The organism is Amycolatopsis sulphurea (genome assembly GCF_002564045.1).
GTDB lineage: Bacteria > Actinomycetota > Actinomycetes > Mycobacteriales > Pseudonocardiaceae > Amycolatopsis > Amycolatopsis sulphurea.
Genome location: NZ_PDJK01000002.1, coordinates 3,763,247 through 3,776,491, shown reverse-complemented (window position 1 = coordinate 3,776,491; position 13,245 = coordinate 3,763,247). Strand labels below are relative to the sequence as shown.

Here is a 13,245-nt window from a genome sequence, read left to right as displayed (position 1 = left end):
CGGGCTCAGCCGACGAGATGATCGCCGGCGATTCCGGTCTTTTCCGGATGGTAGTAATCGCGAATGGATCCGTTCCACACCGACACTTCGATCCGGTCCTGATCGTCCGGGCCGAATGCGTCGAACAACGCGTCGATGTTGTCGGGCGCGAAACCGATCGCGAGCATCAGTTCGGTGAACAGCTCGTGCTCGACCAGCCCGTCCTCGTCCGGGTCGCCGAGGGTCGAGAGCGCGTCGGCGAACTCGGCGATCGTGCCCTCGAACTTCTCCGGCGACAGCACGCAGGCAGCGAACTCCTCGTAGCTCACCCGGCCATCACGGTTGGCGTCGAGCTCGTGACGCAAGGTCTCCCAGTAGCGGGAGAAGGCCGCGCGCATGGCGCGTCTCGGCGCGTCACCGGCGGCTTCGTCGGCCGCGGCGGCGTCCACGCGCCCGGCCATCAACGAGAAGTCCCGCGCCTCCAGAAATCCGTTCCGATCGACGTCGAAGAGCTCGAAAATCAGCTTGATACGGTCGACGGCCGTGGTCATGTATCGCGCACCTTTCACCTGAGGAAATGGTCCGAAGCAGTTTCGCGCGTACGCCGAGAAGCCCGAAACCGCTTTCACTCCAAAGTGTGCAAAAACGGTTTCCGGAAGAATTCACCGGGGTGCACGAACCATTCGGCCGACCGGGGACACCACCCCTCACCCACCGCGACCGGACGGCCCGCGCTGGCGCAGGTCACCGTCTAGCGTTAACCTACTCACCAGTAGGTAGTCGATGGAGAGGGCGACATGGCTGCGCCAAGGAGACGCGACGCGATGGGCATCGGCCTGGCCGCGCTCACCCGGCTGGCGGGGAGCCGGGTGTTCGTCCGGGCCGGGCTGCGCGAACCGCTGCAGAACCTGGTCAAGGCTGGCACCCGGACCGGCTTCCGAGCGGCCGGTGCGGCGACCCGGTCGTTCACCTCGGCTCGACGGCTGAACAGTCCGGCCCGGCTGGCCCCAGCTGCGGACGGCGGGCTATTCGACGTCACACCAAGCGAAGAGCAGCAGCTCATCGCGGACACGGTGCGCGAGTTCGCAGCCGAGCAGCTGCGCCCTGCCGCGGCGGACGCGGACGCAAAACTCGACGCCCCCGAAGGCTTGTTGAGCCGGGCGTCCGAGCTGGGCATCAGCCTGGCCGGGATCCCCGAGGAGCTGGGCGGCGCGGGCACCGAGCGGTCCGTGGTCACCAACGCGCTGGTCGCCGAAGCACTCGGGCACGGCGACCTCGGGCTCGCCGTCGCGGTGCTGGCGCCGTCCGCGGTCAGCACCGCGCTCGTCGCCTGGGGAGACGAACAGCAGCAAGCCGACTACGTACCAGCATTCACCGGTGAGCACGTACCGGCCGCCGCGCTCGCACTGCTGGAGCGCGCGCCGCTGTTCGACCCAGTCAAGCCCGCGACGAAAGCCAAGCGCACGCCGAAGGGCTACCAGCTCGACGGAGTGAAGTCGCTCGTACCACGGGCCGCCCAGGCGGAGTTGTTCCTCGTCTCAGCCGATCTGGAGGGCCGCGGACCTGCGCTGTTCCTGGTCGAATCAGGCAACGCCGGCGTCACGATCGAGCGCGAACCGGCGATGGGGCTGCGCGGGGCGGCCACCGGAAAACTGCACCTGGAAAAGGTCGCGCTGCCCGCCGGTGCATTGCTCGGTGGCGGCAAGGCGGAGGTGTTCACCGAGGTGGTCCGGCTCTCCCGGCTCGGCTGGGCGGCGCTGGCCGCCGGTGTCGGCAAGGCCGTGCTGGACTATGTGGTTCCCTACGTGAACGAGCGGACCGCTTTCGGCGAGCCGGTCAGCCATCGGCAGGCGGTCGCGTTCTCAGTTGCCGACATCGCGATCGAGCTGGAAGGCCTGCGCCTGGTCACGCTGCGTGCAGCGGCCCGCGCCGAACAGGGCAAGGAATACGCGCGGGAGGCCGCGCTGGCCCGCAAACTCGCCACCGACAAGGGCATGCAGATCGGCAGCGCGGGCGTGCAGCTGCTCGGCGGACACGGCTTCGTCAAAGAGCACCCGGTAGAACGCTGGTACCGCGATCTGCGGGCGATCGGCGTGATGGAAGGCGCAGTCCTGCTCTGAGGATTTCCGCGAAAGGGCTAGTTTTATGATCAACCTCGAAGTTCCGAAGAAGGCCGGCGCGCTGATCAACCAGGCTTATCAGGCCGCGGCCGAGGTTTTCCGGCCGATCTCCCGCAAGTACGACCGCGCCGAACACAGCTATCCGTCCGAATTGGACATGTTCGCCGCGCTCCTGGACGGGCTCAACTCCTCCGGCGAAGGCGGCGCCGGCGCGGCCGGCGTCCGACGGTCCGAAAAGGACGAGAAAAAGGGAAACCGCAACGGCGGCAACCTGAACGTGGTACTCGGCACCATCGAGATGTGCTGGGGCGACGTCGGCTTGCTGCTTTCCATGCCGCGCCAAGGCCTCGGCAACGCGGCGATCAGCTCCGTCGCCACCGACGAGCAGCTGGAACGATTCAAGGGCGTCTGGGCCGCGATGGCGATCACCGAACCCGGCTGCGGCTCGGACTCCGCCGCGATCACCACTACCGCCACTGTGGACGGTGACGACTACCTCATCAACGGCGAGAAGATCTTCGTCACCTCCGGCGAACGCGCCGACGCCGTGGTGGTGTGGGCATCCCTGGACCGGAGCAAGGGGCGCGCCGCGATCAAGTCGTTCGTGGTGGAGAAAGGCACCCCCGGGTTCGAGGTGGTGCGACTGGAGCACAAGCTGGGCATCCGCGCGTCCGACACCGCCGTGCTGCGCTTCGAGAACTGCCGCGTTCCCAGGGAGAACCTCCTGGGCTCGCCGGAAATCGACACCGCCAAGGGTTTCGCGGGGGTCATGCAGACCTTCGACAACACCCGGCCACTGGTCGCGGCCATGGCGATCGGCGTCACCCGTGCGGCACTGGAAGAGACCCGCCGGATTCTCACCGAGGCCGGGGTACGGATCGACTACGACCGCCCGGCGCACACTCAACATGCTGCGGCTGCGGTGTTTCTGCAGCTGGAGGCCGACTACGAGGCAGCGTACCTGCTGACCTTGGAGTCGGCGTGGATGGCGGACAATCGCAAGCCGAACTCACTGCAGGCTTCAATGGCAAAGGCCAAGGCCGGGCGGACGGCGGTCGAGGTGACGTTGAAGTGCGTAGAGCTGGCTGGGGGGTACGGGTATACGGAGGAGTCACTGCTGGAGAAGTGGGCTCGGGACGCGAAGATTCTGGACATCTTTGAGGGGACGCAGCAGATTCAGCAGTTGATCGTGGCCCGGCGGGTGCTGGGGAAGTCCTCGGCGGAGTTGAAGTAGTTCGGGCGTAACGGAAAGCCGCCTCGGCCCCTGCCTCACCTCGGAGAGCACGGTCCCGGCAAAGTCGTGTAGGGGCTGGTCAGGCCGGGTGAAGGGCAGGCACGGCCTTCGGCGGGAGAGCCGTGCCTGCCCCTCACCCGGCCCGACCAGCACCAACGACTTTGCCGGAACCCTGGGAGGGGGCCAGGGTCCCGGCCAAAGTTGGTCGAGGACCCATGATCAGCAGAGCGCCGTAGCTGCTGCGTCATCATCGATGGCGCCTGCCATCGTCGTCGATTGCGCCCGGCAGCGAGCGAAGCGGAGGTGTTCGAGATGCGCGACCACCTCGTGGTGTGTGCCGGACCTGTCCCGGGTCCGTGAAGGGGCCCTTCACAGACTCTGAGTCCGTGAAGGGCCCCTTCACAGACCTTCACGGACCCGCCGTCTGCGCCCCCTCGCGCCGACTTTGCCGACACCCTGCCTCGGAGAGGCGGCGCCCATCGGCCGAACATACGCGCATACACGACCGAGGGGTCGACCCTCAGGACCTGATGCCGTCCGGCAATCGGGATGTCTTCCTCATTGACCTGCCAGGCAAACGAACTCCGTACTCGATCCGACGGCTCCTCTGTCTCGACTCCGCCCTCCACCACGCAGGTAATGGCGGACCAAACCAGCTCGACTCGCTGCGGGGCAACCTCGCGCCACATGAAATCTGTGATCGCGGGGCGGCTATACAGGTGCCATCCTGAGCCGTCCGCATGGGTCACGAGGCACTCGTCGTTGTGCAGTAAAGCCCTGACGCGTCACCAGACCAGGCACCAAGTGACAGATCCACGCCGCGCATGTCGTCCACGGAATGAGCTTCGCACGGTTCGACGTCGAAACACGCAGGTCAGCTGATGGTGGAGTCGATGAGCAAGGGGAGCCATCCCGAACGCCAAGTGTGACTACTTTCAGCAACTTCGCATTACCGAACGTGTTGGGGTGTTGGATCGGGATACCGGTCCGGGAGCGGCTGGAGGCGGGGGTCCGTGACGAACAGAAGACACCGACCGGTCGGTCTCACCGCCCGAAGCCGCTCCGGTACGGTTCGAGAGATCGGGCAAAAGGGAAAGTTACGGAGAATGATCCACGTGACTTGGAGTACTCGCGAGCTGGCCGGGTTGGCGGGAACGACGGTGAAGGCCGTGCGGCATTATCACCAGATCGGGCTGCTTGAGGAGCCGAAGCGGCTGGCCAACGGGTACAAGCAGTACACGGCGCAGCATCTGGTGCAGCTTCTGCAGATCCGCCGACTTGTCGATTTGGGGATGCCGCTCGCGCGGATCGCGCAGGTGCGGGCCGAGGGCGACGACCCCGGCCGAGCGCTGGAGATGGTGGAGTCCGAGGTGCTGGCGACCATCGAGCGGCTGCAGCGGGTCCACGCCGAGCTGGCCGAATTCCGGCGTTCCGGTGGGTCGGTCGACCTGCCGCCGGAATTCGGTGCGGGGGCGAACGAACTCAGTCCGGGCGATCGGGCACTGCTCCTCGTGCTTTCGCGGGTCCTGACCAAGACCGCGATGGACGAGATCCGGCAGATGGTGAACTCCGGGCTCTCCGCCGCCGAGCGCGAACTCAGCTGGTTGCCCGCCGATGCCGACACCGCGACGAAGGTCCGGCTCGCCGCCGACATCGCCGCGGTGCTGCGGGAGCGAGGGGATCGGTACGACTGGGTGGGTAATCCCGGGATGCAGTCCTCGGACCGTGCCGAAAGCACCGTCGTCAAAGCGGTCAGCGAGTTCTACAACCTCGCGCAGCTCGAAGTGCTCTACCGAGCACATTTGCTCGTCACCGGCCAGGCCTGCGACGACCGGCTCCCGGCGGTCCTGACGGGCTGACCGGGTCAGCGGGACAACGGACTACCCGAATGCGGGCCTCCGGGTCAGAAACCGTCGCACGAGGCGGTGGCGAAATTGCCCGAAGCGGTCGCGGTCTTCGCCGGCTTCCCATCGACGACGACCTTGCAGGTGACGTTTCCGCCCGCCATTCCGGTCGTGACCGTCAGGGTGCCGCCCTTCACCAGACCCTTGGTCGTAAGGTCTTTCGACCAAGGCAGTGCTTTCGGCGTTTCCTGATTGGTGGTTAAATTGCCATCGCCGAACGTGGTGTAGGCGACGGAGGCGTCCGGCGCGGTGCCGGTTACCTCATAGTGCACCGTGACCGTGCGGTTCGCTTCGGTGGTCACATCGTTGACTGCCTTCGTGAACACCGCGGCCCACAGGATCGCGACGATCAGTCCGAGCACGGAAAGTACCAGGCCGGCGATGGCGAGGCCCTTGTTCGTGGCTTTGCCGGAGCGGGCCCGGGCGATTCCGAGCGCGGCGAAGACGATGCCCAGGATCACCAGCGGCCACGAGATGACCCCGATGATCGGAATGAACGAGAAGATCAGGCCGAGCAGCCCGAGAACGAACCCGGTGGTCCCGAAACCGTTCTTGGGCTGCGGCGGCTGCGGAGCGGCCTGGTACTGGGAATGGCTGGGAACGGACATCCGAACCTCTCGTGCTCGATGTGTGCACGAAAAGGTCGTCTCGGACGGTGCGTTCGTTACACCGCGGCCTTCCGGTTCGGCGCCTGGGCCGTGATTTCCGGAGCGCGAATGCCGTAGACATCACCGAGTCCGCCGCAGCGGGGACACGGTTTGCGGTCGGGGTCCATGCCGGAACCCAGACATTCCGGGCAGGTCTTCGGGATCACGAGTCACCTCCGGTCCGCGGCACCCGGGCGGCACCGTTGGAAAAGGTAATAGCTGTAGCCAATGGCATACGTAAGCGCCGGATCTCAGCCGATCTGCCCGTCCAGGAATTCATCCAGGTAACGCCAGGTCGTGCCGCGGGCGCGGCGTCCGGTCAGGACGCCGAGGTGCCCGCCGGGCGCGGTCCGGAAGGTCACGGACGGGGCGTTGTCGAGCAGCTGGACCACCCGTTCCACGGAGGCACGCGGCGCGATCGTGTCGTTCTCGCCGGCCACGACGAGCACCGGGGACCGCACGTCGGACAGGTTGATCTTGCGGCCGCCGAGGTCCACAGTGCCCTCGGCGAGGTCATTGGTGCGGAACAAGCGGTGGTACAGCTGCCCGAAGGTGCGTCCGGGATAGGCGTACATATTGCCCATGAAATGGTCGACCGCCTCGATCTGCGCGAGGTAATCGCGGTCGTCGAGGTTCTTCAGGATGGCCAGCGGCTTGGTGATCTCCTTGGAGATCCCGGTGACCCGGAACACCCGGCTGACCACATAGGACGGTGCGCCGCCGAGCGCGCGGTACACCGGGGTCAGCAGGTGCCCGCCGGTCAGGTCCACCAGCGGACGGAACGGCGCGACGATCGGGATCGCGGTGAAGTCGACCGGCGAGCCGATCGCGGTGATCGAGGCGATCGGCAGGTCCGGCCGGTCGGCGTCGGCCAGCATGGCGAAGATCCCGCCGAGCGACCAGGACACCAGGTGCACGCCCTGACCGCCGACGTCCTCGCTCACCTTGCGGATCGCCCGCGGCAGCACCTCGTCGATCCAGTGCTCGATGCCCAGCCTGCGGTCGGCGAAGGCGACCATGCCGTAGTCCACCAGGTACACCCGGCGCCCGGCCGTCACCAGGTGCTCCGCCAGGCTGCAGCCCCGGCGAAGGTCGAAGCACAACGCGGGCGCGGCCAGCGGCGGCACGAGCAGGATCGGCGGGCCGGACGCCTCGGCGGCGCCGTGCGTCATCCGGTACAGCGAGCGGTTCGGGCCCTGGTCGATCAGCACCCGCGGCATTGGCCGCAGGTCGGCGACCCCACCGTGGAACACCTTGCCCACGACATTGGACGCGGCGGCGGCCAGCCGTGCCGGTGGGGAAACCATGTCGTGCCTCCTGGCGCTCGTCGTCCCCCGGCATTTTGCCGTGCCGACGAGCGCCGGTCCACCACGCCACACACAAGCCCCGCGGACCCCGCCAGGGAATCAGGCCACGCCGACACCCAGGTGCCGCAGGGTGTCGGCAAAGTCGGCGTGGAGGGCCCTGCGCAGCTGCGGTGGGCTGTGAAGGGCCCCTTCACAGACTCAGAGGCCAGGGTTCCAGCAAAGTCGGTCGGGACCCGTGATCAGCAGAGAGCCGTGGCTGCCGCGTCATCATCGACGGCGTCTGCCCTCTTCGTCGATCACGCCCGGCAACGCACGATGCGGAGCTATTCGAGACGCGCGACCACCTCGCGCTGTGCACCAGACCTGTCTCGGGTCCGTGAAGGGCCCCTTCACAGACTCAGAGTCCGTGAAGGGCCCCTTCACGGACCTTCACGGACCCCCGCGGTCGGCGAAGGGCCCCTCACACCGACTTTGCCGACACCCTGGACTCTGAGTCCGTCAGGGGCACCCTCACGGACCCGAAACCGGTCGGGCAGCCACGGCTCTCTCTGCTGATCACGGGCCCTCGACCATCTAGGCCACGCCGACACCCAAGTGCCGGGCGATCAGCATCCGCTGGACCTCGCTCGTGCCTTCGCCGATTTCGAGGATCTTCGCGTCACGGTAGAAGCGGCCGACCGGCGATTCGTTCATGAAGCCATAGCCGCCGAAGATCTGCGTGGCGTCGCGAGCGTTGTCCATCGCCGCGTTCGAGGCGACCAGCTTCGCGATCGAGGCTTCCTTCTTGAACGGCTCGCCGCGCAGCATCTTCGACGCCGCCTGGTAGTAGGCCAGCCGGGCGGTGTGCGTGCGCACCTCCATGTCCGCGATTTTGAACTGGATCGCCTGGTACTCGCCGATCCGGTGGCCGAAGGCGACCCGGTCCTTCACGTAGGTCAGGCATTCGTCCACACAGCCCTGTGCGAGACCCACGCTGAGCGCGGCGATCGCCACCCGGCCTTCGTCCAGAATGGACAAGAACTGCGCATAGCCACGGCCACGGCGGCCGACCAGGTTGTCCGCCGGCACCCGGGCGTCCGAAAAGGACAGTTCGTGGGTGTCCGAGCAGTTCCAGCCGACCTTCGAGTACTTCGGCGCCACCTTGAACCCGGGGGTGCCCGAGGGCACGATGATCGCGGAGATCTCCTTGCGGCCGTTCTCCATCACGTCGGTCACGGCGGTGACCGTGACCAGCCGGGTGAGGTCGGTGCCGGAGTTGGTGATGAACGCCTTGCTGCCGTTGATCACCCACTCGTCGCCGTCGAGCCGGGCGCGGGTGCGGGTGGCGCCCGCGTCCGAGCCGCCGCCGGGCTCGGTGAGCCCGAATCCGCCGAGTGCCTCGGCGGAGCACAGGGCGGGCAGCCACTGCGCCTTCTGCTCGGGCGTGCCGAACCGGTAGATCGGCATCGCGCCGAGCGAAACCCCGGCCTCCAGGGTGATCGCCACCGAGGAGTCCACTCTGGCCAGTTCCTCCAGGGCCAGGCACAGCGCGAAGTAGTCCCCGCCCATCCCGCCGAATTCCTCGGGGAACGGCAGGCCGAACAGGCCCATCTCGCCCATCTTGGCGACCAGGTCGTACGGGAATTCCTCGTTCTCGTACAACGGCCCGATCACCGGCGCGACCTCGGTGTGTGCGAAGTCCTCGACGGTCTTGCGCAGTGCTTCGTATTCCTCGTCCAACCGGAAGTCGATCACGGCTTCTCCTCTCCGGCAGTCACCACGGCCAGCGTCTCGTCCAATGCGACCTGCTGTCCGACCCGGACCGGCAGCTCGCTCACCACCCCGTCGATCGGCGCGGTCACGGTGTGTTCCATCTTCATCGCCTCGACGACCAGCAACGGCGCCCCGGCCTGTACGACGTCGCCCTTGGCCGCCTTGACCACCAGCACGGTGCCGGGCATCGGGCTCTTGACCGGACCGGCGCCGGCCGCCTCACCCCGCGCGGCGAGCGTGAACTCCTGGTCGGCGAACGCGAACGCGCTGCCCTCCCGGGAGAGCCAGACCGTCCTTTCCGGACCGTCCGCACGCCGGTAGCGCTCGGTTCCGCCTGCCCGGTGAATTTCGAGCAGATCGCCTTCGCGATACGCGGAGACCTCGACCGGTTCTTCGTCGTCCACTCGCACCGAAGCCGCCGACGGCGTGCCGGTCACCCGCACCACCGCCTGGTTTTCCCCGGTACGCATGCGGAAGGTCACGCCGCCGGGAGCGCCGAGCCGCCAGCCCGACGGCACCTCCCACGGGTCCACTACCGCGCCGGAAGGCTCCAGCGAGAGCAGCCGATCCACGGCGGCGGCCACAAAGAACTCCAGTGGCACCGCCGGAGAGACCAATTCGGACAGTCGCCGGTCGACCAGTTCGGTGTCCAGGCGCCCGGTCCGCACGTCCTCGTCCGCGAGCAGGGCGCGCAGGAACGCGATGTTCGTGCCGACCCCGAGCAACGCCGTGTCGGCGAGCGCCCGGTCGAGCTTCTGCAGCGCGGCCTCGCGGTCCGGGCCGTAGGCAATCACCTTGGCCAGCATCGGATCGTAGTTCGAGCCGATCACCGCGCCGGGGGTCATCCACGAATCCACCCGGACACCGGCGCCGGAGGGCTCGCGTACGGCCAGGACCGTGCCACCGGTCGGGATGAAGCCACGGGCCGGGTCCTCGGCGTAGACGCGGGCCTCGATCGCGTGCCCTTCGAGCCGGACGTCCTCCTGCCGCACGGTGAGCGGCTGCCCGGCGGCGATCCGCACCTGCCAGGCCACCAGATCCAAGCCGGTCACCATTTCCGTGACCGGGTGCTCGACCTGCAGCCGGGTGTTCATCTCCATGAAGAAGAATTCGTCCGGATTGTGCGCGGACATGATGAACTCGACGGTGCCGGCGCCGACGTAACCGACCGAGCGGGCGGCCTCCGCGGCGGCAGTGCCCATTTTCTGCCGGGTCGCCTCGTCGAGCAGTACCGAAGGCGCTTCCTCGATGATCTTCTGGTGCCGCCGCTGCAGGCTGCATTCGCGTTCACCGAGGTGCAGCACGGTTCCGTGCGCATCGGCCAGCACCTGGATCTCGATGTGCCGCGGGGTGGTGACGAACCGCTCGATCAGCAACGTGTCGTCGCCGAAAGAACTCTTCGCCTCACGGCGGGCCGACTCCACCGCAGCGTCCAATTCGGACTCTTCGTGGACCAGCCGCATGCCCTTGCCACCGCCCCCCGCGGAAGGCTTGATCAGCAACGGATAGCCCACCCGGGCAGCGGCTTCGGCGAATCCGCCCTCCGGTATGTCCACATCGGACGCACCGGGCACCACCGGCACACCGGCCGCGGACACCGTGGCCTTCGCGCGGATCTTGTCGCCCATCTTCTCGATCGCCTCGGGCGGCGGTCCGATGAACTCCAGCCCCGCCTCGGCGCAGGCCCTGGCGAAGTCGACGTTTTCGGCGAGGAAGCCGTAACCCGGGTGCACCGCCTGCGCGCCGGTCACCCGGGCGGCATCGACGATCGCCGGAATCGACAGGTAGCTCTTCGCCGCTTCGGCGGGGCCGAGCCGCACCGCGATGTCGGCCTCGCGCACGTGGCGGGCGTCGACGTCCGCGTCGCTGTACACCGCGACGGAACGGATCCCGAGTTCGCGCAACGACCGGATCACGCGGACGGCGATCTCCCCGCGGTTGGCGACCAGCACAGTAGTGAACATGCTCATCACATCCGGAAGACGCCGTAGTTGACCTCGGGCAGGGGGGCATTGGCCGCGGCCGACAGCGCGAGCCCGAGCACCGTGCGGGTGTCCGCCGGGTCGATCACGCCGTCGTCCCACAGCCGCGCGGTGGAGTAGTACGGGCTGCCCTGCTCCTCGTACTGCTCGCGAATCGGGTCCTTGAACGTCTCTTCGTCCTCTGTGGACCATTCGCCGCCGCGACCCTCGATCGCGTCCCGGCGCACGGTGGAAAGCACGGACGCGGCCTGCTCCCCGCCCATCACCGAGATCCGCGCGTTCGGCCACATCCAGAGGAACCGCGGCGAGTACGCCCGGCCGCACATCGAGTAGTTCCCGGCGCCGAACGAACCGCCGATGATCACGGTGAACTTCGGCACCTTGGCGCACGCCACGGCGGTCACCATTTTCGCGCCGTGCTTGGCGATCCCGCCCGCCTCGTACGCGCGACCGACCATGAACCCGGTGATGTTCTGCAGGAATACCAACGGGATCGAACGCCGGTCGCACAGCTCGATGAAGTGCGCGCCCTTCATCGCGGACTCGGCGAACAGCACGCCGTTGTTCGCGATGATGCCGACCGGATGCCCGTGGATATGCGCGAATCCGGTGACCAGCGTGCTGCCGTATTCCTTTTTGAACTCCGAGAACCGGCTGCCGTCCACAACCCGCGCGATCACCTCGCGCACGTCGTAGGGCGTCCGCGAATCGGTGGGCACCACGCCGTACAGCTCACGCGGATCGGCCGCCGGCGCCTCGACCGGCCGCACGTCCCACGGCCGCGGCGTGCGCGGGCCGAGCGTGGACACGATGTCGCGGACGATGCGCAACGCGTGCGCGTCGTCGTCGGCGAGGTGGTCGGTCACGCCCGACTGCCGCGAGTGCACGTCGCCGCCGCCCAGCTCCTCGGCGGTGACCACCTCGCCGGTCGCCGCCTTCACCAGCGGCGGGCCGCCGAGGAAGATCGTGCCCTGATTGCGCACGATCACCGCTTCGTCGCTCATCGCCGGCACGTACGCGCCGCCCGCGGTGCACGAGCCGAGCACCGCGGCGATCTGCGGGATGCCGCGCGCGGACATGGTGGCCTGGTTGTAGAAGATCCGGCCGAAGTGCTCACGGTCCGGGAAGACCTCGTCCTGCCGCGGCAGGAACGCGCCGCCGGAGTCGACCAGGTAGATGCACGGCAGGTTGTTGTGCAGTGCGACTTCCTGCGCACGCAGGTGTTTCTTCACCGTCATCGGATAGTAGGTGCCACCCTTGACCGTGGCGTCGTTGGCCACGATCACGCATTCGCGGCCGGACACCCGCCCGATCCCGGTGATGATCCCGGCTGCGGGCGCCTCGTCCTCGTAGAGCCCGGTCGCCGCCAGCGGCGAGAGCTCCAGGAACGGCGAGCCCGGGTCGAGCAGGGTGTCCACCCGGTCGCGGGGCAGCAGCTTGCCGCGCTCGACATGCCGGGTCCGGGACTTCTCCGGCCCGCCGAGCCGGGTCGTGGCCAGACGCTTGCGCAGGTCTTCGACAAGCTCACCGTGCGAGGTGACGCTGCGGGTGAAGGTATCGCTGCGCGGGTCCGCGGAACTGCGCAGTACCGGCGTGTCCATGGCTCTCCGTCGAGACGTTAGCGGTCGTTAACTCCACTTCGAGGTTAGTGGTCGTTAACCAGCCTGTCCAGTCCGGCCGTGCTCAGTGTGCCCAGGGCAACTGCGGGGCTTCAATCTCGGCGTCACCCAGCAGTGTTTCGCTCAGGACCGACCGAGCCGCGACCGGCGCGGCGGCAGACGGCGGCCGGTATCCGGGCGAACCTCAGTCGGCGACCGCGTCCGAGATCCAGGACGCGACCGGCAGATCCCGGTCGAGACATTCCACCGACAGCCGGATGGTCCAGCGCAAGGCCTGCAGGACCAGGCTGTCCACCTCGTTCGGCGCGGCGCTGGCGAGCGCGATCTCCACCTGCTCCCGCGCGGCGGCGGTGTTGCCGTGCACCTCGGCCAGCAGCGTGCGGACCGCGGTGCGCACCGGCGGGTCGGCCTGATCGATGGACACCTCTTCGCCGTCCTCGTCGAAGACCTGGACCTTGACCGGGGCGGTGCCACCGTCACCCAGCGTGGACACCATCGCGCTGCACTCGCCGAACAGCAGCATCATCAGCGCCTTGGTCTCCTCGGACCGGGCGTCCGGCTCATCGGCCGACGGCATGACCTCGTCGAGTGCTTCGGCGTCTTCGCCAAGACTGATCGCGACGAGCGCACGCTGCGCCTTCTCGACGAGCCGCTGCTCGTCTTCGCTCCGGTCGGGGGTCACGTGCCTATCAAACACCAGC

Annotated in this window: 10 protein-coding genes; 3 read left to right on the top strand and 7 right to left on the bottom strand. The window is 67.8% G+C overall.

Annotated elements, in window-relative coordinates; all coding sequences use genetic code 11:
* Nucleotides 1-5 precede the first annotated feature (5 nt).
* Nucleotides 6-530 (bottom strand): EF-hand domain-containing protein, encoded by a 525-nt coding sequence (locus ATK36_RS23360; RefSeq protein ID WP_098513445.1) that lies wholly within the window; start codon nucleotides 528-530, stop codon nucleotides 6-8.
* 273 nt (nucleotides 531-803) lie between these two features.
* Between ATK36_RS23360 and ATK36_RS23355 the strand changes: the two genes are divergently transcribed.
* From ATK36_RS23355 to ATK36_RS23345, 3 genes are all read left to right on the top strand, one after another.
* Nucleotides 804-2,099: an acyl-CoA dehydrogenase family protein gene (locus ATK36_RS23355; protein WP_098513444.1), complete on the top strand. Its 1,296-nt coding sequence runs from the start codon at nucleotides 804-806 to the stop codon at nucleotides 2,097-2,099.
* A gap of 25 nt (nucleotides 2,100-2,124) precedes the next feature.
* A complete protein-coding gene (locus ATK36_RS23350) occupies nucleotides 2,125-3,333 on the top strand; it encodes an acyl-CoA dehydrogenase family protein (RefSeq protein ID WP_098513443.1) in 1,209 nt (402 codons plus the stop codon).
* A 1,115-nt stretch (nucleotides 3,334-4,448) separates the two neighbouring features.
* Nucleotides 4,449-5,192, top strand: coding sequence for a MerR family transcriptional regulator (locus ATK36_RS23345; protein ID WP_170069868.1), 744 nt, complete (start codon nucleotides 4,449-4,451; stop codon nucleotides 5,190-5,192).
* Between the two features lie 44 nt (nucleotides 5,193-5,236).
* On the opposite strand, the gene ATK36_RS23340 is transcribed toward ATK36_RS23345, so the two are convergent.
* The 6 genes from ATK36_RS23340 to ATK36_RS23315 all read right to left on the bottom strand — a co-directional run bounded on the left by ATK36_RS23340 (nucleotide 5,237) and on the right by ATK36_RS23315 (nucleotide 13,226).
* Nucleotides 5,237-5,698 (bottom strand): DUF4190 domain-containing protein, encoded by a 462-nt coding sequence (locus tag ATK36_RS23340; protein ID WP_342752056.1) that lies wholly within the window; start codon nucleotides 5,696-5,698, stop codon nucleotides 5,237-5,239.
* A 437-nt stretch (nucleotides 5,699-6,135) separates the two neighbouring features.
* Complete coding sequence (locus ATK36_RS23335) at nucleotides 6,136-7,191, bottom strand: alpha/beta fold hydrolase (RefSeq protein ID WP_098513440.1); 1,056 nt, start codon at nucleotides 7,189-7,191, stop codon at nucleotides 6,136-6,138.
* 573 nt (nucleotides 7,192-7,764) lie between these two features.
* Complete coding sequence (locus tag ATK36_RS23330; RefSeq protein WP_098513439.1) at nucleotides 7,765-8,925, bottom strand: acyl-CoA dehydrogenase family protein; 1,161 nt, start codon at nucleotides 8,923-8,925, stop codon at nucleotides 7,765-7,767.
* Nucleotides 8,922-10,907, bottom strand: a complete 1,986-nt coding sequence (locus ATK36_RS23325) for an acetyl-CoA carboxylase biotin carboxylase subunit (RefSeq protein ID WP_098515130.1) — start codon at nucleotides 10,905-10,907, stop codon at nucleotides 8,922-8,924. The genes ATK36_RS23330 and ATK36_RS23325 overlap by 4 nt, the downstream gene beginning before the upstream one ends.
* Nucleotides 10,908-10,912: 5 nt before the next feature.
* Nucleotides 10,913-12,526, bottom strand: coding sequence for a carboxyl transferase domain-containing protein (locus ATK36_RS23320; RefSeq protein ID WP_098513438.1), 1,614 nt, complete (start codon nucleotides 12,524-12,526; stop codon nucleotides 10,913-10,915).
* Between the two features lie 202 nt (nucleotides 12,527-12,728).
* Nucleotides 12,729-13,226 carry a hypothetical protein gene (locus ATK36_RS23315; protein WP_098513437.1) on the bottom strand — a complete coding sequence of 166 codons (498 nt, stop codon included), beginning with the start codon at nucleotides 13,224-13,226 and terminating at the stop codon, nucleotides 12,729-12,731.
* Nucleotides 13,227-13,245: the final 19 nt, after the last annotated feature.